The 21,853-nt window shown below is 69.7% G+C and carries 22 protein-coding genes and 1 pseudogene; 6 read left to right on the top strand and 17 right to left on the bottom strand.

Going from position 1 to position 21,853, the window contains the following annotated elements:
- From ON41_RS11835 to ON41_RS11805, 7 genes are all read right to left on the bottom strand, one after another.
- On the bottom strand, positions 1-317 hold a 317-nt coding region (locus ON41_RS11835), incomplete at its 3' end, for an ArsA family ATPase (protein ID WP_276325726.1).
- Positions 318-325: 8 nt separating this feature from the next.
- A complete protein-coding gene (locus tag ON41_RS11830) occupies positions 326-763 on the bottom strand; it encodes an SRPBCC family protein (protein WP_040747610.1) in 438 nt (145 codons plus the stop codon).
- A gap of 63 nt (positions 764-826) precedes the next feature.
- Entirely contained in the window at positions 827-1,213 is a 387-nt protein-coding gene (locus ON41_RS11825; protein ID WP_040747609.1) for a hypothetical protein, read from the bottom strand.
- Positions 1,214-1,255: 42 nt separating this feature from the next.
- Positions 1,256-2,407: a glycosyltransferase family 4 protein gene (locus tag ON41_RS11820; protein WP_040747608.1), complete on the bottom strand. Its 1,152-nt coding sequence runs from the start codon at positions 2,405-2,407 to the stop codon at positions 1,256-1,258.
- A 64-nt stretch (positions 2,408-2,471) separates the two neighbouring features.
- Positions 2,472-3,479: a hypothetical protein gene (locus ON41_RS11815; RefSeq protein WP_040747607.1), complete on the bottom strand. Its 1,008-nt coding sequence runs from the start codon at positions 3,477-3,479 to the stop codon at positions 2,472-2,474.
- A 46-nt stretch (positions 3,480-3,525) separates the two neighbouring features.
- Entirely contained in the window at positions 3,526-4,566 is a 1,041-nt protein-coding gene (locus tag ON41_RS11810) for an NlpC/P60 family protein (RefSeq protein ID WP_051161257.1), read from the bottom strand.
- 225 nt (positions 4,567-4,791) lie between these two features.
- On the bottom strand, positions 4,792-5,385 hold the full coding sequence (locus ON41_RS11805) for a C40 family peptidase (RefSeq protein WP_051161256.1): 594 nt from the start codon (positions 5,383-5,385) through the stop codon (positions 4,792-4,794).
- Between the two features lie 512 nt (positions 5,386-5,897).
- On the opposite strand from ON41_RS11805, the gene ON41_RS11800 reads away from it, so the two are divergent.
- The gene (locus tag ON41_RS11800) at positions 5,898-7,766 is read left to right on the top strand and encodes a DEDD exonuclease domain-containing protein (protein ID WP_083905285.1); all 1,869 of its coding nucleotides are present in this window, start codon (positions 5,898-5,900) and stop codon (positions 7,764-7,766) included.
- Between the two features lie 77 nt (positions 7,767-7,843).
- A complete protein-coding gene (locus ON41_RS11795) occupies positions 7,844-8,119 on the top strand; it encodes an Lrp/AsnC family transcriptional regulator (protein ID WP_040747605.1) in 276 nt (91 codons plus the stop codon).
- Positions 8,120-8,174: 55 nt separating this feature from the next.
- Here the strand turns inward: ON41_RS11795 and qcrB are convergent, their stop codons facing one another.
- The 4 genes from qcrB to ctaE form a co-directional block, all read right to left on the bottom strand.
- The gene (gene qcrB / locus ON41_RS11790) at positions 8,175-9,800 is read right to left on the bottom strand and encodes a cytochrome bc1 complex cytochrome b subunit (protein ID WP_040747604.1); all 1,626 of its coding nucleotides are present in this window, start codon (positions 9,798-9,800) and stop codon (positions 8,175-8,177) included.
- Positions 9,797-10,942 (bottom strand): cytochrome bc1 complex Rieske iron-sulfur subunit, encoded by a 1,146-nt coding sequence (qcrA, locus tag ON41_RS11785; RefSeq protein ID WP_040747628.1) that lies wholly within the window; start codon positions 10,940-10,942, stop codon positions 9,797-9,799. Before qcrA ends, qcrB begins: the two co-directional genes overlap by 4 nt.
- 100 nt (positions 10,943-11,042) lie before the next feature.
- On the bottom strand, positions 11,043-11,924 hold the full coding sequence (gene qcrC, locus ON41_RS11780) for a cytochrome bc1 complex diheme cytochrome c subunit (protein WP_083905284.1): 882 nt from the start codon (positions 11,922-11,924) through the stop codon (positions 11,043-11,045).
- A 57-nt stretch (positions 11,925-11,981) separates the two neighbouring features.
- A complete protein-coding gene (gene ctaE / locus ON41_RS11775) occupies positions 11,982-12,593 on the bottom strand; it encodes an aa3-type cytochrome oxidase subunit III (protein WP_040747602.1) in 612 nt (203 codons plus the stop codon).
- Positions 12,594-12,858: 265 nt separating this feature from the next.
- Here ctaE and ON41_RS39700 point away from each other — a divergent pair.
- The 3 genes and pseudogenes from ON41_RS39700 (at position 12,859) to ON41_RS11760 (ending at position 14,860) form a co-directional block, all read left to right on the top strand.
- Positions 12,859-13,150: pseudogene (locus tag ON41_RS39700) on the top strand (hypothetical protein).
- 47 nt (positions 13,151-13,197) lie between these two features.
- On the top strand, positions 13,198-14,253 hold the full coding sequence (gene trpD, locus ON41_RS11765) for an anthranilate phosphoribosyltransferase (RefSeq protein WP_040747627.1): 1,056 nt from the start codon (positions 13,198-13,200) through the stop codon (positions 14,251-14,253).
- A 145-nt stretch (positions 14,254-14,398) separates the two neighbouring features.
- Positions 14,399-14,860, top strand: a complete 462-nt coding sequence (locus ON41_RS11760) for a nitroreductase/quinone reductase family protein (RefSeq protein ID WP_246461697.1) — start codon at positions 14,399-14,401, stop codon at positions 14,858-14,860.
- A gap of 3 nt (positions 14,861-14,863) precedes the next feature.
- Here ON41_RS11760 and ON41_RS11755 read toward each other — a convergent pair whose 3' ends face one another.
- Genes ON41_RS11755 through ON41_RS11745 form a run of 3 tightly spaced genes read right to left on the bottom strand, consistent with a single transcriptional unit; the run spans position 14,864 to position 17,971 of the window.
- Positions 14,864-15,316 (bottom strand): MaoC family dehydratase, encoded by a 453-nt coding sequence (locus tag ON41_RS11755; RefSeq protein WP_040747600.1) that lies wholly within the window; start codon positions 15,314-15,316, stop codon positions 14,864-14,866.
- The gene (locus tag ON41_RS11750) at positions 15,313-16,797 is read right to left on the bottom strand and encodes a long-chain-fatty-acid--CoA ligase (protein WP_040747599.1); all 1,485 of its coding nucleotides are present in this window, start codon (positions 16,795-16,797) and stop codon (positions 15,313-15,315) included. Before ON41_RS11750 ends, ON41_RS11755 begins: the two co-directional genes overlap by 4 nt.
- Before the next feature lie 22 nt (positions 16,798-16,819).
- Positions 16,820-17,971, bottom strand: coding sequence for an acyl-CoA dehydrogenase family protein (locus ON41_RS11745; RefSeq protein WP_040747598.1), 1,152 nt, complete (start codon positions 17,969-17,971; stop codon positions 16,820-16,822).
- 83 nt (positions 17,972-18,054) lie between these two features.
- Here ON41_RS11745 and ON41_RS11740 point away from each other — a divergent pair, with 83 nt between their 5' ends.
- A complete protein-coding gene (locus ON41_RS11740) occupies positions 18,055-18,714 on the top strand; it encodes a TetR/AcrR family transcriptional regulator (RefSeq protein ID WP_040747597.1) in 660 nt (219 codons plus the stop codon).
- Here the strand turns inward: ON41_RS11740 and ON41_RS11735 are convergent, their stop codons facing one another.
- Genes ON41_RS11735 through ON41_RS11725 form a run of 3 tightly spaced genes read right to left on the bottom strand, consistent with a single transcriptional unit; the run spans position 18,715 to position 21,852 of the window.
- Positions 18,715-19,845 (bottom strand): sulfotransferase family protein, encoded by a 1,131-nt coding sequence (locus ON41_RS11735; RefSeq protein ID WP_040747596.1) that lies wholly within the window; start codon positions 19,843-19,845, stop codon positions 18,715-18,717.
- A gap of 13 nt (positions 19,846-19,858) precedes the next feature.
- Positions 19,859-20,665 (bottom strand): SDR family oxidoreductase, encoded by an 807-nt coding sequence (locus ON41_RS11730; protein ID WP_040747595.1) that lies wholly within the window; start codon positions 20,663-20,665, stop codon positions 19,859-19,861.
- Positions 20,662-21,852, bottom strand: coding sequence for a hypothetical protein (locus ON41_RS11725; protein ID WP_040747594.1), 1,191 nt, complete (start codon positions 21,850-21,852; stop codon positions 20,662-20,664). Before ON41_RS11725 ends, ON41_RS11730 begins: the two co-directional genes overlap by 4 nt.
- Position 21,853: the final 1 nt, after the last annotated feature.

Here is a 21,853-nt window from a genome sequence, read left to right as displayed (position 1 = left end):
CCGTTGTCGTGGGTGGTGCCGAGGACGCGCAGGATCTCACGGAAGCGGTCCTCCAGCAGTTCCAGCGAATCGATCTCGATGACGTCGAGACCGGGCAGCACCCGCGCGACCCCCGCGACGGTCCCCGGATCGTGCCGGAACCGGAAACCGAGGGCGTCGCCGAGCGAATGCGCCTGATCCAGCGAGGCGATCAGGACGCGCGCCCCGGATCGCGTGTGCGCCAGGGCCGTGGCGCAGGCCAGCGTCGTCTTGCCGACGCCGCCCTTGCCGATGAATAGCTCCAAGCGGGTCCGGCCCGCCACACCCTCAGCCGCCACCGAGCCGGTCAGCCTTCGACCCGCTTCTTGAGCTCCTTGAGCGCCGTATCGGTGATCACTTTCTCGGCCTTGCGCTTGAACATGCCGATCATCGGGATCGTCAGATCCACGGTCAGCTCGTAGACCACCTGGGTGGTGCCGTCGGGCTGATCGATCAGCTCGTAGGTGCCGTCCTGCGCCTTCTGCAGCTCGCCGCTGATCAATTGCCAGCTCACGGCCTTACCGTCGGGCCGCCAGGTGTAGGACAGCAGGTAGGTGTCCTTGACGACCCCGGCGTCGAGGACGAAGCGCGCGGTCCGCGCCCGCCCGTCGGGGAACTTGTCGACGATCTCCACCGACCGGGCCGCCGACACCCACTCCGGATACGACTCGAGATCGGCGATGACACCCATCACCCGATCCGACGGGGCGTCGATGATGATCGACCTCTGGGTACGGTCGGCCATGAGAGGCAACGCTTCCTTCCGGGTTCGCGGTGCGGGAGAACAGATTTCGGAGGGCGTGGACGGTCAGGACGGGAGCGGTGCGACACCGGCGGGGCGGCCCGCCTCCAGCCGCGCCTTGACCTCGAAGGCCATCTTCTTGCCCGCCACCCGGCGCGCGTGGTTGAGCGCCATCTTGTCGCGCGCCGAGAGCCGCGACGCGTCACCGGGTTCGGCGTGCAGGAAGTAGTGCAGGATCACCCCGTCCAGGCAGGTCTCCAGCCACACCTCCATGGTGCCGTCCAGCGGACCCGCCACCGTCCAGCGAATTCCCTTGTCACCTCGGTCTTCTCGTAATTCGAGGGTGAGGTCGGGCCACCACGCGTACCAGCGGCCGCGATCGGCCAGCACCTCGCCGACCGCGGCGCCCGGCGCGGCGACGAACGTCTGATCGGCAACCTGGACAGTGCTCATGACTCGGTGCGCTCCCTCATGCTCGTGAGCCTAGCCGACGAATTACCGGCGGTTCGAACGCGCGCTCGCATCCAGCAGTGTGCGCAGCCGGCCGCCGAGCACGTCCCAGCGCCACTGGTCGGCGACCCACTCGCGGCCGGCGGCGCCCATCCGGGCGGCGGCGTCGCGGTCGGAGAGGATCGCGACGACCGCGTCGGCGATCTGGCTCTGCGAGCGTCCGTCCACGACGTGGCCGGTTGTGCCCTCCTGCACGGTCTCCGGCGCGCCGCCGGAATCCCCGGCCACCACCGGCACCCCGCTCGCCGAGGCCTCCAGGTAGACGATGCCCAGACCCTCGACGTCCAAACCGGCGCCGCGGGTGCGGCTCGGCATGGCGAAGACGTCGGCGAGGGTGTGGTGGGCGGCCAGTTCGGCGGCGGGCACCCGGCCCGTGAAGACCACGTCGTCGCCCAGGTCGAGCGCCTGCGCCAGACCCCGCAATTTCTCCTCGTAGGGGCCGCCGCCGGCGATCACCAGGACCGCGCCGTCGATCCGCTCCTTGATCTCGCGCATCGCGAGGATCAGCATGTCCTGGCCCTTGCGCGGGACCAGCCGCGACAGGCAGAGCACGGTGGGCCGGTCCCCCAGCCCGTAGCGGGCCCGAAGTTCTTCGCGCGCAGCCGGATCCGGGTGGAAGACGGAGGTGTCGACCCCGGGCGGCAGGTATTCCAGCGCGGCCTGCGGTCCGAAGGCGGCGGCGAATCGCCGCCGCGTGTACTTGCTGACGTAGGTGATCACATCGGTGGTGTCGCCGATGGCCCGCAGCGACTGGCGGGCCGCGGGCAGCATCGACCAGCCCACCTCGTGCCCGTGCGTACTCGCCACGATCCGGCGCGCGCCCGCCCGGCGCAGCAGCGGCGACAGCAGCGCCAGCGGCGCGGCGGCGCCGAACCACACGGTGTCGCACCGCTCGTCGCGCAGCAGTTTCGCGGCCCGGCGCAGCACCAGCGGGGTCGGCAGCATCAGGGTCGTCGGATGCCGCACCACCTGGAAGGGCTGCTCGGCGTCGAAGCGCAGATGGCTGTCCCCGCGCCACCGCGGCGCATACACCACCAGGTCGTCCGGCGGTAATTGCAGGGCGAGGGAGTGCACGTAGGACTGGATACCGCCCGGCCGCGGGGGAAAGTCGTTGGTAACCAGCAGGGTGCGTGCCATGGGGCACGAGTCTATTGCGACGTTCCGGTCACTCGCCTCCGGGTCCCGGCGGTCGGGGCGGGGTTCAGGTCGCGATGCGGGACTTGATCCAGTCGCGCCAGCGGGCGACGAAATCGGTGTGGCCGACGCCGAGACAGTCGCGCAGCGAACGGTCGAGCGCGTCGGCGTCCTTCGGGCCGGTGGCCAGCTGCTGGTACAGCCGCACCAGCCGCGCCTCGCCGAATTGGCTCGCGGCGAAGGCATTCGCGGCCCACGCCTGCTCGTAGGCCAGGGTGGCGTCGGTACCGGCGGCGGGGGCGAAGGCGGCGTCGCCCGGCAGGTCGTCGGGGAGCGCGCCGGTGCGGGCGCGAGCGGAGAGCAGCGGCGCCTGCGTCGCGAACGGGTCCTGCTCGTCGCGGCGGGCGGAGTATTCGGCGAAGCCCTCCAGCACCCACTGCGGCGAACCGTCGACGGTCCGCGCGCGGGCGGCCACGTGGGTGAGCTCGTGGCGCAAGGTATCCCGCAGTCCCTCGGCGCCGAGGCGGCGGCTCGCGTTCGGGGCGAAGACGACGCGCTGCCCGGTGGGCTGGTGGCCGGGCAGGAACGGATCCGCCACCGAGGCCGCCGCCACCTGCGCGGACACCGGGCCCGTGGCATGGCTGATCGCCGCGAACTCCGACGGGCTGGAGGCGACCGCAACGACCGCGCTGCGCGACCACTCCGGTCCCCACAGCTCGGTGATCGCCGTGACGGCCGGGCCGATCTCGCGGGCGAGGGTGTCGACGTCGGCGCGCTGGCGGGGATGGCCCAGCACCGTGGACAGGCGGCCCTCCTCGCCGGAAACCTGCTGCGTCACAACGGGTCCGTAGGATTCCATGACCCGGCGCAGGTCCGCGAGCTGCGGATCGGGATCGAGCGGCGCGGCGGCCTCCGCGACCGCGGGCGCCGGGCGCACCTTCGACAGTGCCGCCTTGGGCAGCAGGATCAGCGCGCCGCCCGCCGCCGTCAGAGCGACGACCATCGCGACGGTGGCGACGAATTCGAACCGCCGTCGTGCGGCGAACCAATCACGAGACCGCCGCCAGGCGGTCACTCCTGCCCCTCGCTCGCAAGCTCGCTCACTGCTCACCTCGGTGTGGTTACGACATACCCATCCAGTATCGACGCGCCGAGTGGAACGGGGTCGAGTCCATGGGAGCCACCGCGACCGGAACTCCGAAGGTCGAGGCGTGCAGCATCAGACCGTTACCCGCGTAGATACCCACATGCGAAGCGTCGGAATAGAAGAACACCACATCGCCGGGTTGCAGCTCCTGCCGGCTTACCGGCGTGCCGACCCCGGCCTGTGCCTGACTCGTGCGCGGCACATTGATACCGACCTGGTGAAAAGCCCACTGCACCAGGCCGGAGCAGTCGAACTGGTCGGGGCCGGTCGCGCCCCAGACGTACGGATCGCCGACCCGGGTGAGGCCCGCGGCGAGCGCGCTGGTGCCGCTGCCGGGAACCAGGCCGTTGAGCAGCCGGTCGCGGTCGAAACCGGCCGGGAACAGCGTGCCGGACAGCGCCGACTTGTCACCCGCCGACAGCTGGCCCCACGCCCCGATCACCTGCGCGATCCCGCCCTGGAGGTCGGCGCGTTTGCGCTCCAGGTCGGCGCGGACGTTGTCGGCCTGCTGGGCGGCGGCGCGGGCGGCGTCGGAGGCGGTGCGGGCGGTGGACTCGGCGGCCGTCGCGGCGTCGGACGCCTTCTTGTACTGCGCGACCTGCTCGGCGGTCTGGGTCGACATCACGTCCAGCGTCGACATCTGGTCCAGCAGCTGCTGCGGCGAATTGCTGACCAGGACCGAGAACAGCCGGTTGGTGCGCGCGCCCTGATAGGCCGCGACGGCGGTGCGGTCGATGGCGGGCTGGAACTTGCGGACCTCGGCCTGCGCGGCGTTCACGGCCTCGGTGGCGCCGGCCAGTTTGGTGTCGGCGTCGCCCGCCACGGCCTGCTTGGCCTCGAGGTCGGACTGCGCGGCGAGAGCCTGCTGATTGAGCTGCTCGGCCTGGTGGGACATATCGATCAGGCGCTGGACGGCGTCACCGGCGCTGGTCGGCTGGGCCGCCGGATCGGCGCCGGCGCCACCACCGGAACCGGTCCCGAGGACCAGAACTCCCGCCGCCAGGGATCCACCCACCAGACGTCTGGTTCGATTGTTGCGGTGCGCTTTCACGCCTGCCAAGCCCCGTTCTCGCTGTTCGAATGCGGTATCCGCGGTAGTTACGCGGTGGTGGAACTCACGAAGGTCTCGATCAGGTTACGGAACGGCGAGCGCTTGTGTCCAGTAGGCCACGAAACGATCACAGCACCCGTCCCGCTACCCGGACGGCGGCAGGTGCCGCCGTCCGGGTCGTCAGGGATTTCAGTAGCGGCGCGCGCCCGCGTACGGCATCGAGGCGATGGGCGCGACGGCGACGGGCTGGCCGTAGGTCGAGGCGTGCACGACATTGCCGTCGCCGACGTACAGGCCGGAATGGCTGCCGCCGTAGAACGACACGACGTCGCCCGGCTGCAGGTCGTCCTCCGACACCGGGGCGCCGGAGCTGAGCTGAGCCTGGCTGGTGCGCGGCAGTTCCACGCCGGCCTGCTCGTAGGACCACTGGACCAGGCCCGAGCAGTCGAAGGCGTCCGGACCGGTGGCGCCGTAGGAGTACGGCGTGCCGACGCGGGTCATGGCGGCGTCCGCGGCGCGCTGGCCGGGGGTCTGCTGCTGCGGCGCGGGGGCGGGGGCGATGCCCGGAAGTTCGATGCCCGGCGGCACGACGCCCGGCGGGATCTGGGCCAGGACCTGATCCGGCACGTCGATGCTGCCGACGCCCGGGACGGTCACCGGCGCCGCCGACGCGAGACTCGCGGGCAGCAGCAGAGCGCTGAGGGTGGCTGCGCCAACGGCTCCGGCCGCAACGGCCCGATGGGCGGTGCGAGGCAGCCCCTGAACCTGTCGCTTGATCGCCATGATGCGGTACTCCTCATCTGCCCCACGACGCCGCACCCGGTGGTGCGTCGGACTCCGTGAGGTCTCGAAAAGGTTACGAGCACATAACGGTGCGTTGTAAAGCCGCGACCGTCCGGTGCGGCGGCGCTCGGCAATGGCGGACCAGTCGGCATGCGACATATCTCACACCAATCACGAAACGATAACGCGGCGCGGCTACCAGGGGGTTTTCCGCGAGTTAACCGGCCGGTCGACCGACGCGCCCGTCTCGTGTTTACGACGGACCCGATCGTGGAACCCGCATGTCGAGGGAAGCATTTCGCAATCGATGCGACCGACCGGTTTCCTCGGCGGCCAGTGCTGTGCCGGTACGCCGCAAGGCCCCTACTGGCGTGCCCGATTGTTCTCGGTAGATCACGGGTCACTTATTCCGAATGCGTATTGATGTGACCCTGGTCACTTTTCCGCGTATTCCGGCAATTCGAGCCTCGCACGCCGGGTATGTCCCGCGAGCCATCACGCGAATATCACGGATGGCATTCTTGTCGGACCCCCGACCTACGCTGCTCGCCGTGCCCCCGACCGTGTCCGACGCGCCGTCAGGCAGACCGCGTCCGGCCCAGCTGGCCTTCGACGACCTGGATACGCCGCTGTACGACGTCACTTTCGTCGTCGTCGACCTGGAGACCACCGGCACCAGCCCGGAGCGGGACGCGATCACCGAGATCGGCGCGGTGAAGGTGCGTGGCGGCGAGGTCCTGGGCGAATTCGCCACCCTGATCAATCCGGGCTGCGCGATCCCGCCGCAGATCGTGCAGGTCACCGGCATCACGACGGCCATGGTGATGGACGCGCCCCAAATCGAGGCCGTCCTGCCCGGCTTCCTGGAGTTCGCGGCGGGCGCGGTCCTGGTCGCCCACAACGCCCGATTCGACACCGGATTCCTCAAGGCCGCGACGGCCCGCTGCGAGGCCGCCTGGCCCCCGTTCCAGGTGCTGTGCACGGTGCAGCTGGCGCGGCGGATCCTGCCGCGTGACGAGGCGCCCACCGTGCGCCTGTCCGCGCTGGCGCAACTGCTGGGCTCGGCCACCCGCCCGACGCACCGCGCACTCGACGACGCCCGCGCCACCGTCGATGTCCTGCACGCGCTGATCGAGCGGGTCGGCAATCTCGGCGTGCAGAGCCTCACCGAACTCGTGGACTATCTGCCGGAGGTGAGCCGGCGGCAGCGGTCCAAACGCTTTCTGGCGGCGGATCTCCCGGCGGTGCCCGGGGTGTATCTGTTCCGCGGGCCGTCGGAGGAGGTCCTCTATATAGGGACGGCCGTGAATCTGCGCCGCCGGGTGCGCACCTACTTCACCGGATCCGAGACCCGCACGCGCATGCGCGAGATGGTCGCGCTGGCGACCCGTGTCGACCACGTGCCCTGCGCGCACGGGCTGGAGGCCGGGGTGCGGGAGCTGCGGCTGCTCGTGGCGCACACGCCGCCGTACAACCGCCGGTCGAAATTTCCCAAGCGGGCGTGGTGGCTCACGCTCACCGCCGAGCCCTTCCCCCGCTTCACCGTCACCCGCGCCCCGACCTGGGATGCCCTGGGCCCGTTCCACTCTCGTGCCGACGCCACCGAGGTGGCCGCCACCGTGGCCGAGCACTGCGGGCTGCGCACCTGCACCACGCGCATCCCCCGCGGCGGCCGGCACGGCGCCGACTGCCCGCCCGCCGCGGTCGGCGGCTGTCCGGCGAGCGCCGACGGACGGCTGCGCACCGCGCAGGAGTACGCCGCGGCGCCGCACGCCGCACACCGCCTGTTCACCGGCCACAGCGACGCGCTGCTGCATCTCGTGCGGGACCGGATCGACGCCCATTCCGCCGCCGAGCATTTCGAGGCCGCCGCCCGCCTGCGCGACCATCTGGCCGCCGTCGTCCGGGCGCTGCGGCGCACCCAGCGACTCGCGGCGCTGGCCCGCATCGCCGAACTCGTCGCCGCGCGCTCCGACGGCTCCGGCGGGTGGGAGTTCGCCGTCATCCGGTACGGCCGCCTGGCCGCTGCGGGCACCGCCCCGCGCGGTGTTCCGCCGATGCCGGTCGTCGATTCTTTGGTCGCCGCGGCCGAAACCGTCGTCCCCGTCCGCCTGGACGCCCCCGGCGCGGACCAGGAGGCGTTGCCTGCCGCGTCCGATCCGTTCTCCGATCCGCGTCATCCGCCCCTGCGCGGCGCCTCCCCCGAGGAAACGGCCCTGCTGGCCCGCTGGCTCGAGGAACCCGGCACCCGCATCGTGCGGACCACCGACGGCTACCACGAGCCACGGCTGGGCGCCGGGGCGTGGCTGGCGTGGCTCGACCTCGCCCAGTCCGCCCGCCACACCGAATCCCTCGCCCACGACTACGCCGCCCGCGCCTAGGCTCGCCTGGTCGGCGCAGCCGTCCTCAGCCCGCGCACTACCGGAGCGAATGCCGAGGTACGCCTAGACTCACGGACATGATTACCGCGATCGTGCTGATCCACGCCGAGGCCGCCCGCATCCCCGAGACCGCGCAGGCCCTGGCCGATCTCGACGGCGTCGCCGAGGTCTACTCGTGCGCGGGCGACGTCGATCTCATCGCGGTGGTGCGCGTCCGCGACCACGAGCAGATCGCCGAGGTCGTGACCGGCCGCGTCAACAAGACCCCCGGCGTCCTCCGCACCGCCACCCACATCGCCTTCAAGTCCTATTCCCGAGCCGATATCGAGGCCGGCTTCTCCATCGGCGAGTAACCCCGGAACGCGGAACGGCCCCGAGTCGGTGGACTCGGGGCCGTTGCTGTCGGGATCAGTGGCCGGACTTGCCTTCGCCGCTGGACTGGTCCTGGTATTCGGCCAGGATCTCCAGCTGCTTGTGGTGCTCGTCCTTCTCGTAGGCGGTGAGCTGCTCCGCCTGGCCCGCCGGGTCGGCGCGGAGGAACGAACCCAGACCGGGCTTGCCCGCCCAGCCGAGCTTGTTCATCTTCTTCGGGACCGGGGCGCCCTGGTACTCCAGCGGAATCGGGTGCCCGTGGTCGTCGACCGGGCCCAGCGGCTGGTGCACCTCGATGTACTCGCCGTGCGGGAGACGCTTGATGACACCGGTCTCGATGCCGTGCTCCAGCACCGCGCGATCGCTGCGCTGCAGGCCCAGGCACATCCGGTAGGCCACGAAGTAGGCCAGCGGCGGGCCGAGCAGCAGCGCGATGCGGAAGAACCACGTCGTCGCGTTCAGCGAGATGTCGAACTTGAACGCGATGATGTCGTTCACGCACGCCAGCGTCAGCACCAGATAGAAGGCGATGGCCATGGCGCCGATGGCGGTGCGCACCGGCACGTCCCGCGGCCGCTGCAGCAGGTTGTGCGGGGCGTCGTCACCGGTGAGCCGCTTCTCGATCCACGGGTAGGCGATCAGCACCGTGAACACCAGACCCATGATGAGCGCGACCCAGAACGGCGCGGGAATCGTGTACCGGCCCAGATACAGCTCCCAGGGCGGCATCAGGCGGGCCATGCCGTCGGTCCACATCATGTACATATCGGGCTGCGACCCCGCCGACACCTGAGACGGGTTGTAGGGACCCAGGTTCCAGATCGGGTTGATCTGCAGCACGCCACCCATCAGGGCGACGATGCCGAGGCTGAACATGAAGAACGCGCCCTGATCCGCCGCGAACACCGGCACGATGCGCGCGCCCACGACGTTCTTCTCCGTCCGGCCGGGGCCGGGGAACTGGGTGTGCTTCTGGTACCAGACCAGCGCCACGTGCGCCGCGATCAGCGCCAGGATGATGCCCGGCAGCAGCAGCACGTGCGCGATGTACAGGCGCGGGATGATGATCTCGCCCGGGAAGTCACCGCCGAAGATCAGCCAGTGGATCCAGGTGCCCACCACCGGAACGCCGATGGTGATACCCGAGAACGCCGCCCGCAGACCGGTGCCCGACAGCAGGTCGTCCGGCAGCGAGTAGCCGAAGAAACCCTCGAACATCGCCAGGATCAGCAGCAGCGAGCCGATCACCCAGTTCGCCTCGCGCGGCTTGCGGAACGCGCCGGTGAAGAAGATGCGGAACAGGTGGATGATGATCGACGCCGCGAACAGCAGGGCCGCCCAGTGGTGCACCTGCCGCACGAACAGGCCGCCACGCACCTCGAAGGAGATGTTCAGCGCCGTCTCGAAGGCACGCGACATGGTCACGCCGCGCAGCGGCTGGTACGAGCCGTTGTAGACGACCTCGCTCATCGACGGGTCGAAGTACAGCGTCAGGTAGATACCCGTCAGCAGCAGGATGATGAAGCTGTACAGCGCGATCTCGCCGAGCAGAAACGACCAGTGGGTCGGGAAGACCTTGTTGATCGACCGCTTGACGAACGCCGCCATGTGGTAGCGCTCGTCCATTTCGTTGGCCTGTGCGGCCGCTTTGCTAGGACTCATGAACGACGCTCCCAGTAGGCCGGTCCGAGCGGCTCGATGAAGTCGCCCGCGGCGACCAGGTAGCCCTCGGAGTTGACGGTGATCGGCAGCTGCGGCAGCGCGCGGGCGGCGGGGCCGAAGACCGGCTTACCCCACTCGGTGGCCGAGAACTGCGACTGGTGGCACGGGCACAGGATCCGGTTGGTCTGCTGCTCGAACAGCGACGTCGGGCAGCCCAGGTGGGTGCAGATCTTCGAGTAGGCGAAGTAGTCGCCGTAGTTGAAGCTCTCCTGGCCCTTGCGCTTGATGGCCTTCTGCGCGTCCTCGGTGCGCAGGCGGATCAGCATGACCGCGTTGCGGATACCGCGCAGCGACTGCAGTGTCTCGTGCTCGTCGCCGCGCCACTCCTCTTTCCAGGGGAAGACGGTCTCCATGGCGCCGGCGTCGAGATCCTCCGGACGCACCAGCACGATGTCCTCGGGACGGCCGGTGTCCTTGCGGATGTAGATGGTCTGGCCCGGGTAGTCCGGGGTCCAGCCGGACACCCACAGCGGCGACTTGTCGCCCTTGGCCCACGGGTTCTTGATCATGCCGCCGACGAACATGAACAGCGCGCCGATACCCAGCACGCCCACGCCCAGACCCGCGGTGCGGGTGATCAGCTTGCGGCGGCCGAGCGTCGAGGTCTCCCCCGCGTCCTGCAGCTGCGCGATCAGGGTGCGGCGCTCCACCTCCGGGGACTTGCCGTCGTGGCGGTCCTGGATGGAGATCTCCGGCGGGATGAACTTCTTGCGGATCAGCACGACCGCGATGCCGATGGCGAGCACGGACACGCCCAGCGTGATGCCGTACAGCGGCGTGGTCAGCGAGTAGATGCCGGCGCCGTCCTCGTGCCGGCCCTTGTACTCCCACGGCCAGAACAGGAACACGCCGATCAGCGCGACGGCCGCGAGGCCCGAGATGGCGAACCACAGCGCCACCTGGCGCTCGGCGCGCTTCTCCGCGCGGGTGCCCGGAACCGGCCAGCGCGGCGCGCGGTAGGCGACGTCGACGCCGTCGCGCTTGGTGCCGAGGGCGACCAGCTCGTCGCGGGTCATCGCGTCGAGCTGCTCCTCGGTGGGGTTCAGGTCGTCCCCTGGCTTGCCGTGCTCGGGCGCGCCCATCTCGTTCTGCTCCTTCTCGCTCATGCCGCCGCCTCGCTAGCGCTCGGCGTCGTCACGAGCGAGTACTCGGCTGTGTCCATTGTTCGCTCGCTCCGCTCGCTCATGACCGGGATCCGATCCACATCGCCGAGCCGACCAGGAGCACGATGCCGACCACCCAGATGGCCAGGCCCTCGGTCGCGGGGCCGAAGCCGCCGAGGCCGTAGCCCGCCTCGGGCTTGGATTCGGTCCGGTCCTTGACGTAGGCGACGATGTCGCGCTTCTCCTCCGGCGACAGCTGGCGGTCGGAGAACTTCGGCATGTTCTGCGGGCCGGTCAGCATCGCGGTGTAGATCTGCTGCTCGTTGGCCTCGCCGAGCGGCGGCGCGAACTTACCGGACGAGAGCGCACCGCCCTTACCGGTGAAGTTGTGGCACGACGCGCAGTTCATCCGGAACAGCTCGCCGCCGCGGCCGAGATCGCCGCCGGCGGTCAGCGACTCCATCGCGACCTCGCCGTTCGGGTCCCGCACGACGGTCGGGCCGCCGCCGTTGGCCGCGACGTAGGCGCTCAGCGCGTCCGTCTGGCGCTCGTCGAACTTCGGGGGCTTGCGGGCGATCTGCGAGCCGTTGGCGGCGGCGGGCATGCGACCGGTGGAGACCTGGAAGTAGACGGCCGCCTCGCCGACACCGATCAGGCTGGGCCCGCGATCCGGCACGCCCTGCAGGTTCGCGCCGTGGCAGGTGATGCAGGAGGTGTCGTAGATCTGCTTACCCTCGCGGATCAGCGCCGACTGATCCTCGTTCGCCGTCGCGACCTGGGCATGCGGGGTCAGCGCCGACGCCGCGAAACCGGCTCCGACCAGGCCCATCAGAAGAACGAGACCACCCGCCAGCTTGCGCTTCATCCGGCGCTGCCTGCGGGTCCTGGTGGCCTGGTTGTTCCGAGCGCTGCCGATCCCGGGGCTGGCGGGATCCGGCGCGGACGGGGGGGATGAACTCATCTGTGTCCCTTTGGAGTAGACGGAACCGACTGATGCTCTGTCGAAGACTAGGGGGTCCTACCGGACGAAGTAGATCGTGGCGAACAACCCGATCCACACGATGTCGACGAAGTGCCAGTAGTAGGAGACGACGATCGCCGCGGTGGCCTGGGCCGGCGTGAACTTGCTGACCTTGGTGCGCACCAGCAGGAAGATGAACGCGATGAGACCGCCGATGACGTGCAGACCGTGGAAACCGGTGGTGATGAAGAACGTCGAGCCGTAGACGCTGCTCGAGATCGTGGTGCCCTCCTGGTACAGGGCGTGGTACTCGGTGCCCTGGCCGATCACGAAGAACAGGCCCATGAAGAAGGTGACCACATACCAGCGCCGCAGCCCGAACACGTCGCCTCGCTCGGCGGAGAACACGCCCATCTGGCAGGTGAACGACGACGCGATCAGCACGGCCGTGACCGGAACGGCGAGCTTCAGGTTCAGCTCGGTCGGCTCCGGCGGCCAGTTGCCGTGAGCCTGGGCCCGGGCGACGAAGTACATGGCGAAGAGGCCGGCGAAGAACATCAGCTCGCTCGACAGCCAGATGATGGTTCCGACGCTGACCATGTTGGGCCGGTTCAGCGAGTGCACACGCTGAGTAATGGCCGATCCTGGGGTCCCTACTGCGGTCGTCACGCGGGTAAGTATGACTCGTCGTAGTACGACAGGCGTAGCCGGGTAGGAAACTTCCCGGTGCGTGTCGGAAATCCCACGGCGAGAGCGGGTCTCGACCGGCCCCCGGCGTGTCACGAGAATACCCAGTTCGGAGGCGGTTATAAGCCCCTCGCCGGGGTGCGGACCGGGGTCCCGGGCATGCGGAACCGATGCCTATTGTTGTGCGCCGGACGCCGGTGACACCCCGATTCGGAGCGTCCGGAGACGACGAGGGAGCGGGTGCGGGATGGGTCTGCGGACGGTATGGGAGCGGCTGCGGGGCCGCGGCGGCGCGGCGGAATTGGATCCCGCCCGAACCGATCTGGTGGTCGTCGCCTCGAGTTTCGATGATGCCGAGGCCTGTTCGGCGGCGCTGGCGCGCGGCCGACGCCACCCTGATCCTCCAGCGCGTACAGGTGCTCGACGCCCTGCACTGCTCCCAGGAGCGGTCGCGCATGGCCGGACTGGCCCAGCGCCACGACGGTGCGGCCCTGGGCTGGGACGCCCTGCAACCGGGCGATTCCGATCCGGCCCATTAGGCTGCTAGCCAGCACCTGATGTGCGGAATCCGTGACGGGAGATGTTGATGAGCACGCGCACCTGGGCCCAGATCCTCGGGGCCCTCACCGATGGGGTCGACCTGACCACGGAGGAGGCCGCGTGGGCGATCGACGAGATCTTCTCCGACAATGCCACCCAGGCCCAGATCGCGGCGTTCGGCGTGGCCATGAAGATGAAGGGCCCCACGGCGACGGAGCTGTCCGGGATGGCGCAGGGCATGCTGGGGCACGCGCGGCGGGTGCCCCTGGACGTCGGCGCGGTGGATATCGTCGGCACCGGCGGCGACCGGTCCGGCACCGTCAACATCTCGACCATGTCCTCGATCGTGGTGGCGGCCAGCGGGATTCCGGTGGTCAAGCACGGCAACCGGGCGGCCTCGTCCAAGAGCGGCGGCGCCGACGTGCTCGAGGCGCTGGGTATCCGGATCGCGCTGGATCCGGACGCGGTGGCCCGCTGCGTGCACGAGGTCGGCATCGGATTCTGTTTCGCGCCGCTGTTCCACTCCGGGCTGCGCTTCGCCGGGCCGGCGCGCAAGGAGATCGGCATCCCGACCGTCTTCAACGTGCTGGGCCCGCTCACCAATCCGGCGCAGCCCCAGGCCGGCCTGATCGGCTGCGCGTTCGCCGACCTGCTGCCGGTCATCGCGGGCGCGTTCGCCGAGCGCGGCAACAACGCGCTCGTGGTGCGCGGCAACGACGGGCTCGACGAGATCACCACCGCCGACACCACCGACGCCTGGGTGGTCGCGGGCGGGCATCTGGCGCAGACGACCATCGATCCGACCCGGCTCGGCATCGAGCGGGTGCCGCAGGAGGCGCTGCGCGGCGGCGACGCCGAGACCAACGCCGTCGTCGCCCGCAACCTGCTCGCCGGTGAGCCGGGCCCCGTCCGCGACGCGGTCCTGCTGAATTCGGCCGCCGCGATCGTCGCCTTCGAACTGACCCCCGAGACCGCCGGCGACGACCTCCACGACGCCCTGGCCGCCGCCCTGCGACGCGCCGCCCACGCCGTGGACTCCGGCGCGGCCGGGCAACTCCTGGACCGCTGGGCCGCGCTGACGGACCAACTGGGCCCGGCCTGATCGCGGAGCACCCGTGATCCACGCATGCCGGGCCACGGGACGGTGTGACCGGGCAACGGGAAGTTTCGAGGCCCCCGCGAATTCACCCATACCGGGCGGCGGAACTTTCTAGAATGCCATGAGGTACGGCTGGCAGGAGCACGCCATGAGCTTCGAGAAGATTCCGCCGGGTTCGCGGGGGCGGCCACCGATGTCGAGTAACGCGGTCACCCGGGTCGTGACACGGGTGATGGAGCGCGTCCACCGGTGGCAGAGCGACCGGTTCCAGGGCATGGACCTGCTGTACCTGACAACGATCGGCGCGAAATCCGGGCAGCGCCGCCGGGTCACGGTGAGCCGGTTCCCGGACGAGGACGGCTGGCTGGTGGTCGCGTCCATGGGCGGGTCGTCGCAGCATCCGGCCTGGTACCACAACATCGCCGCCCATCCCGACCAGGTGTGGGCCGAGGTCGGCGGGCGCACGTTCCGGGTCCAGGTCGAGCAGCTGGACGGCGACCGGCGCGACGCGGCGTGGAAGCGGATCACCACCGAGCAGCCCCGCTACCTGGAGTACGCGGCCAAGACCGATCGCCTGATCCCGATCCTGAAGCTGCGGCACGCCGCCTGACCGTCAGGCCAGGTAGCGCACGATGCTCTCGGCGACGCACGCCGGCTTGTCGGCGCCCTCCAGCTCGACGGTGACGGTGCGCTCGGCCTGCACGCCGCCGGGGATGTCGCGCACGGAGTCGAGCGCGACGCGGGCGCGGATCCGGCCGCCCGAGGGCACCGGCGTGATGAAGCGAACCTTGTTGAGGCCGTAGTTGATTCCCATCCGGATGCCGCCGACCGAGGCGGCCTGGTTGGCGAGCGGCACCAGCAGCGACAGGGTGAGGAACCCGTGCGCGATGGTGCGGCCGTAGGGTCCCGACGCGGCCCGCTCGGGGTCGACGTGGATCCACTGGTGGTCGCCGGTGGCCTCGGCGAACGTATCGATGCGGTCCTGTTCGACGGTCATCCAGTCGCTGATGCCGATCTCGGTGCCCACCGCTGCCCGCAGCGCGTCCAGGTCGGTGAAATCGGTCATGTGTAGCGCTCCTTCAGTTCTCGTTTCAGGACCTTGTGCGTCGGTCCGAGCGGCAGCTCCGTGACGAACTCGACCCGGCGCGGGTACTTGTACCGTGCCACATGGTCACGGGCGTAGGCGATCACGTCGTCGGCGGTCAGCGGGCCCGCGGGGACCACGACCGCCAGGATCTCCTCGCCGTAGGTCTCGTCGGGCACGCCGATCACCGCGACCTGAGCGATCATCGGATGCCGCAGCAGGGCCGCCTCGACCTCGGTCGGGTAGACGTTGAAACCGCCGCGGATGATCATCTCCTTGATGCGGTCGACGATCGTCAGATAGCCCTCGGCATCGCGCGTTCCGAGGTCGCCGGTGCGGAACCAGCCGTCGACCACGGCCTCGGCGGTCGCCTCGGGCCGGCCCGTATACCCGCCGAAGACGTTGTGCCCCCGCACCACCACCTCGCCCACGCTGCCGGTGGGCAGCAGGTCGACGCGCTCGCGCACGGCAGGGTCGGCGATCTCGACATCCACGCCCCACACCGGATGCCCGACCGTGCCCGCCCGCGGGCCCAGCAGCGGCTGGTTCACCGTCACGGTCGGCGAGGTCTCCGACAGGCCGTAGCCTTCCAGAATCTGTGCGCCGTAAGCTTTTTCGAAGCGCTCGAGCAGTGGCGGCGGCAGGGCAGCACCGCCGGAGATACACAGCCGCAGCGCTGGTAACTCCGAGGCGTCGGCGGCGGCATCGACCAATCCGTAATACATGGTCGGCACGCCATGGAAGGTGTTGACGCCCTCGGCCACCATCAGCCGGATCGCCTCGGCCGCATCGAATCTCGGCAGCAGGACCAGCGTCGCCCCGGCCCGCCAGGTCGAATTCATCGAGACCGTCTGCCCGAACACGTGGAACAGCGGCAGCGCGCCGAGGGCGATATCGTCGCGGTGGACCTCGTTGGCGTCGAAGGCGTTCACCGTCGCGCACATCACCATGTTGAGGTGGCTCAGCTCGGCGCCCTTGGGGCGGCCGGTGGTGCCGCTGGTGTAGAACACCACCGCCGTATCCGCCGGGTCGCGCGAGAGGAACGCCGGAATCGGCTCGGCGGCCAGATCTTTCGGGTCGGCGCACGGAATGTCCGCCCGCCGCGCCGCCTCCCGCCCGACCGCGGCGACCTGCTCGTGACAGATCAGGAGGGTGGCGCCGCTGTCGCGCAGCACGAATTCCGCCTCGTCGGCGGTCAGCAGCAGGTGCACCGGGACCACCGCGGCCCCGGCGGCGAGAATCGCGTAGTAGGCGCGGGGGAACTCGGCGGTATTGGGGCCCATGAGCGCCACCCGGTCCCCCGGCCGCACACCGAGTTCGATCAGCGCGGCCGCCTGTTCCCGTGCCTGCCGCCACACTTGGGCGAAGGTCAGACGCCGCTCGCCCTCCACGAGCGCGAGGGCGTCGGGACGCCTGCGGGCGTTCTCGGCGAGGATGCTGGCCAGGGACAGTGTCGCGGGCACGAGGTCTCCCTCCGGTCGCGGATCAGACGAAGGCGTTCACGCCGGTGAGGGCGCGGCCGATGAGCAGCTTCTGGATCTGGCTGGTGCCCTCGTAGAGGGTGAGCACGCGGGCGTCGCGCAGGTACTTCTGTACCGGGTACTCGTCGATGTACCCGTAGCCGCCGAAGACCTGGATCGCGTTGTTGGCGGCCTTCACCGCCGCCTCGCTCGCGAACAGCTTCGCCACCGACGCCTCGGTGCCGAAGGGTTTGCCGCGGTCGACGAGATCGGCCACCCGCCACGCCAGCAGCCGCGCCGCGTCGACATCCACGGCGATATCGGCGAGCAGCTCCTGCACCAGCTGGTAGGACGCGATCGGCTTGCCGAACTGCTCGCGCTCCTTGGCGTACCGCACCGACGCCTCGAGGCAGGCGCGGGCCACGCCGACACAGCCGGCGGCCACCCCCATGCGCCCCTTGTCCAGGGCCGCCATGGCGATCCGGAAGCCGGTGCCCTCCGCGCCCAGCCGCGCCGAATCCGGCACGCGCACACCGTCGAGCACGATCTCGGCGGTCGCCTGCCCGCGCAGGCCGAGCTTCCCCTTGATCTCGGTGCGGCCGAAGCCCGCCGCGTCGGTCGGCACCAGGAACGCCGTCACGCCCTTCGGCCCGGGTCCGCCGGTGCGCGCGAAGATCAGCGCGATATCGGCCCACGTGCCGTTGGTGATGAAGACCTTGGTTCCCGACAGCACCCAGTCGTCGCCGTCGCGGACCGCCTTCGTCACGAGATTGGCCGCGTCGGAACCGGTTCCGGGTTCGGTGAGCCCGAAGCAGCCCAGCGACTCCCCCGCGCACAGCCGGGGCAGCCAGTGCTCCTTCTGCTCCTCGCTGCCGTAGGCCTTGATCGACTTGGCGACCAGGCCCAGCGAGACCGAGACGATGCCGCGCACCGAACTGTCCCCGCGGCCGAGTTCCTCCAGCAGGACGCAGTACGACAAGGCGTCTCCGCCGGAGCCGCCGTACTCCTCGGGAATCTCGATGCCCAGGAACCCCACGTCGCCGAGTTTGCGCACGATCGCGAGATCCACCGCCTCGGCCCGGTCCCAGGCCGCCGCGTGCGGCACGACCTCCTTGTCCACCCAGGCGCGGGCGAGGTCGCGCAGCGCGCTGTGGGCGTCACCGAGTTCGAGATCCATGGCGGAAAGACTCCTAACCGTACGGCGTTAGGTTTATGGTCGTACCGTATCCTAACGCCGTTCGGTTGATCAAGGAGGTGGGCATGGCGAGGCCGCGCGTGCCGCTGCTCAGCCGCGAGCGCATCCGCGACGCGGCGCTGGAACTGATCGATCGCGACGGCCTGGCCGAGCTGTCGATGCGCAAACTCGCCGCGGAACTGGGTGTGCGGGCCGCCTCCCTGTACGGCCACTACCCCACCAAGGACGACCTGCTCGACGAGATCGCGGGCGCGATCATGGTCCGCGTCGACACCTCGGCGTTCGAATCCGGCGACTGGCGGCACGCCCTGACGACCTGGGCGCGCTCGTACCGCGCCGCCCTGGTCCGGCACCCCAATTTCGTGCCGTACCTGGCGACCGGGCCGGGGCACCGCGAGGAGAATCTGCGCGCCGCCGACGCCGTGCACGGCGGCCTGGTGCGGGCGGGCTGGCCGCCGCGCCAGGCCACCATGATCGGCGCCGCCACCCGCTACGTGGTCATGGGCTCCACGGTCGGCTCGTTCTCCCGCGGCTTCGTCGACGACGTGCAGGTCTACCGCGACCGCTACCCCCACCTCGAGCAGGCCCACCTGCTGCGCGCCAAGGCCGACGAAATCGACTCGGAGAGTTTCGAGTTGGCGCTCGAATCGTTCGTCGACGGCCTGGAGGTGCGCTTCGCGGCGATCCGGGAGCGCCGGGCGCGGCGGCGCGGCAAACCGGACTGACTACCCGAAACTCTCCTTGACCTGCGCCTCGCTCAGGCCGTAGTCGGCCAGCGAATACTTGTGCGCGGGACGCCGATCGCCGGTGCGGCTCTCCTCGTCGAGCGCCGTCATGGCGGCACGGGCGTCGTCGGTGAGGTCGATGCCGAAGGCGCGGTAGATCGATTCGACCGTGCCGAGCGGGTCGTTGCGCAGATCGGCGAAGTCGACATCGAGGAACTGGGCCCGGTCGTGCCGCGCGCGGACGGCGGTGAACTCGTGCAGTCCCCGCGACCACAACTCCAGCTGGGTCTCCCCGATCCGGTCGCCGGTGAAGGCGTTCGACCAGCCGCGCGCGGCGTGGTCGGACAGGCTGCACACCGAGGCGAGCACCGTGGCCGGATCGCGGTGCGTCTGGATGACCAGCGCGTCCGGGTAGACCGCCAGCAGCGCGTCCAGGGCGAACAGATGACTGGGATTCTTCAGGATCCAGCGCCGCTGATCGCCCATGCCGATCAGCTGGAGATTGCGGCGGTGCCGGGCGTAGGCGTCGGTCCAGTCCTGCCCGCGCAGCCACCGCGAATAGGTGGGCAGATACGCCAGGCATTCATAGGACACCGATTTCACGGTCTGCCGCAGCAGCTGCCAGCACTCCTCCACCTCGGCGGCGGTCATGTAGTGCAGGCCCATGAACTCCGGATTCTCGATGTGGTGCTGGGCGAATCCGGCGTCGATCTGCCGATACACCGGGTTGTCCGCCCAGGTCTCGCGCGGCGGGCGCGGCTGCGGGAATTCGGTCAGCCACATTTCGAGGGCCTGATGACGGGGATCGGCGGCCAGCAGGCGATGCAGGGCCGTCGTGCCGGTGCGAGGCAGGCCGGTCACGAAGATCGGCCGGGTGATCGGGGTATCGGCATACTGCGGATTCGCCTGCCAGGACGCCTCACTCAGCGCCCGGGCCACCAGCGCGCCGCGCAGGAAGTACCGGTTCATCTTGCTGCCGAGTTCGGTGAGATCGGCATCCCGCTGATACGACTCCAGCAGCACCCCGAGCGCCTCGTGGTAGTCGTCCGCGCCGAAATCGGTGAGTCCGCAAGCCTTCGTCGCCGAGGCATGGAGATCCTCGATAGTGCCGACGTCTGTACGGGTGGTCATCTATCGGTTCCCTTCACGCGTGGTACTCGCCGCAATTCACATCGAGCGTCTGCCCCGTGATCGCACTGGACCAGCTGGAGGCCAGAAACACCACGGCGCGGGCGATTTCGTCGGGTTCGGGCAGGCGTTTGAGGTCGGAGCGCGCCGCGGTCTGCTCGTAGACCTGATCGACGGTGATGCCGTACTTCTCGGCGACCTCGCCGAAATACCACTTCAGCTGATCGCTCCAGATATAGCCCGGGGCCACGCTGTTGACGCGAATCCCCTTCTCCCCCAGCTCGGTCGCCAGCGTCTGCGACATGGCGAGCAACGCCGATTTGGCGACCTTGTAGCTGCCGTAGCGAGGTTCGGAGTGCCGCAGCACCGCCGAATTGATCATCACCACAGCGCCTTCGGTCTCCGCCAGCGGTCCGGTGAACGCCTGCGTCATGCGCAGCCCGCCGAGCACGGTCAGGTCCAGACTGTCCCGGATCTGCTGGAAGTCGGTGCGGGCCAGCGGTTTCATCGACGGCACCGCGAACGCGTTGTTGACCAGCGCGTCGATGCGGCCGAACGTGTCCAGCGTGCGCTGCACCAGATTCGCCACCGCGGCGTCGTCGGTGATATCGGTGGGGGCACACAGGGTTTCGCCACCGGCGGCCTCGATCTCCGCCGCGACCTCCTTCAGCCGCGATTCCGTGCGGGCGGCCAGGACCACCCGCGCGCCGGCGGCCGCGGCCTCCAGGCAGATCGACCGGCCCAGTCCCGGGCCGACGCCGCTGACGACGACCACCTTGCCGGCGAGCAGAGCATTGTTCACAGCGGTTCCCTCCCGGGTCATGCGAGCATCCGTCCCGCGAAACCGCGCTGGCGGTCCGCGATTCGCGCGCGCCAGCCCGCCTCGTCGATCGCGTTGTGGTCGTAGTGCGGCAGCACCTCCCGCACCTTGCCGAACGGCACCAGTTCGATGGTGGGCCCGTCGGCGGGGGTCAGCGCCCGGTCGGCGCGCTGCCAGCGGAACTGGAGGATGCCGTGCGTGCATCCGGTCGTCTCGATCCAGTTGGCGATGCCGGGATTTCGGGCCGAGACCACCATCCGGATCATGCCGTCGGGATCGACCCGGGCCTGCGCGCTGTTGAGGCTGGTCTGGTGGTTGACGTAGTCCAGCGAGATGTACCAGCGGCTACCGAGCTGGAATCCCTGATAGGGCACCTCGGATTTCGGCACGGTGATGATCAGGGCCTGGTCGTCCTCGAGGTCGAAGTGGCCGACCGAGGAGTACTGGGTGCTCAGGCCGCCCGGGGTCAGCCGCGGCTCGGTGAGCGTATTCACCGGCAGGTCCAGGTAGAACCACTTCGGGAAGTTGAACCAGGTGTGCACCCGCTGGATCAGCATGCGCGCGGCGGCCCGCTGCCGCTTGCGCAACGTGTCGAGATCCGCTGCGGCGGGCGCGGTTCCGATCGTGTCGACCCGCTCGATCCGGATCGTGCCCTTGCGCTCGGTGGTCCAGTCCGCGTACACCTCGCGCACGGCGAGCATGGACGCGCCCTCGCCGAGCACGAAGTAGTTCGGCCCCGGATTCTCCCGCGGCGGGCCGAATCTCAGCTGATAGCTGCCGTCGGCCGCGATATCGATACGGCGGTCGTCGAAGGCGTCGTCGCCGCCGGGCACGTCGGTGGCGGTGTAATCGCCCTTGAGCACCTGGAAACTCAGATCGACCGTACTGCCCCGCGTCCCGGTGATCAGGTACTCCGCCTCCGGCTCCACATTCGCGTGGTAGTAGAGCGTATCCGGATTGTCCAGGCCCATCTTGGTGTACGGGCCCGTGGAGGTGACGAAGTACGGATGGCTGGTGCCGTGCGCGCGCGACAGCTGGAGTACGGCCTGGATGCTGCCGGCGAGGTAGTCGTACCCCTCGGCGAGGTCGCGGTCGTCGCGGACGAAATCGGCTGTGGCGATGAGTTTCTCGGCCTCGGCGATGGCGGCCAGCAGGGGCCCGGTCAGCGTCGGCTCGGGTGGGTGTGGCATC

This window comes from Nocardia transvalensis NBRC 15921, assembly GCF_000308875.1.
Taxonomy (GTDB): domain Bacteria; phylum Actinomycetota; class Actinomycetes; order Mycobacteriales; family Mycobacteriaceae; genus Nocardia; species Nocardia transvalensis.
The sequence above is the reverse complement of the archived record's forward strand: the minus strand, read 5'-3'. Positions and strand labels throughout refer to the sequence as shown.

Excerpts from the sequence above, each read along its gene's own strand:
- ON41_RS11725 (WP_040747594.1), bottom strand. The coding sequence starts at position 21,852 with ATGCCACACCCACCCGAGCCGACGCTGACCGGGCCCCTGCTGGCCGCC.
- ON41_RS11760 (WP_246461697.1), top strand. The coding sequence starts at position 14,399 with ATGAGCTTCGAGAAGATTCCGCCGGGTTCGCGGGGGCGGCCACCGATG.
- ON41_RS11820 (WP_040747608.1), bottom strand. The coding sequence starts at position 2,407 with ATGGCACGCACCCTGCTGGTTACCAACGACTTTCCCCCGCGGCCGGGC.
- qcrB (WP_040747604.1), bottom strand. The coding sequence starts at position 9,800 with ATGAGTCCTAGCAAAGCGGCCGCACAGGCCAACGAAATGGACGAGCGC.
- ON41_RS11735 (WP_040747596.1), bottom strand. The coding sequence starts at position 19,845 with ATGACCACCCGTACAGACGTCGGCACTATCGAGGATCTCCATGCCTCG.
- ON41_RS11825 (WP_040747609.1), bottom strand. The coding sequence starts at position 1,213 with ATGAGCACTGTCCAGGTTGCCGATCAGACGTTCGTCGCCGCGCCGGGC.
- ON41_RS11805 (WP_051161256.1), bottom strand. The coding sequence starts at position 5,385 with ATGGCGATCAAGCGACAGGTTCAGGGGCTGCCTCGCACCGCCCATCGG.
- ON41_RS11830 (WP_040747610.1), bottom strand. The coding sequence starts at position 763 with ATGGCCGACCGTACCCAGAGGTCGATCATCATCGACGCCCCGTCGGAT.
- ON41_RS11740 (WP_040747597.1), top strand. The coding sequence starts at position 18,055 with ATGGCGAGGCCGCGCGTGCCGCTGCTCAGCCGCGAGCGCATCCGCGAC.
- ON41_RS11745 (WP_040747598.1), bottom strand. The coding sequence starts at position 17,971 with ATGGATCTCGAACTCGGTGACGCCCACAGCGCGCTGCGCGACCTCGCC.
- qcrA (WP_040747628.1), bottom strand. The coding sequence starts at position 10,942 with ATGGGCGCGCCCGAGCACGGCAAGCCAGGGGACGACCTGAACCCCACC.
- ON41_RS11795 (WP_040747605.1), top strand. The coding sequence starts at position 7,844 with ATGATTACCGCGATCGTGCTGATCCACGCCGAGGCCGCCCGCATCCCC.
- ON41_RS11730 (WP_040747595.1), bottom strand. The coding sequence starts at position 20,665 with ATGACCCGGGAGGGAACCGCTGTGAACAATGCTCTGCTCGCCGGCAAG.
- ON41_RS11755 (WP_040747600.1), bottom strand. The coding sequence starts at position 15,316 with ATGACCGATTTCACCGACCTGGACGCGCTGCGGGCAGCGGTGGGCACC.
- ON41_RS11800 (WP_083905285.1), top strand. The coding sequence starts at position 5,898 with ATGGCATTCTTGTCGGACCCCCGACCTACGCTGCTCGCCGTGCCCCCG.
- trpD (WP_040747627.1), top strand. The coding sequence starts at position 13,198 with ATGAGCACGCGCACCTGGGCCCAGATCCTCGGGGCCCTCACCGATGGG.
- qcrC (WP_083905284.1), bottom strand. The coding sequence starts at position 11,924 with ATGAGTTCATCCCCCCCGTCCGCGCCGGATCCCGCCAGCCCCGGGATC.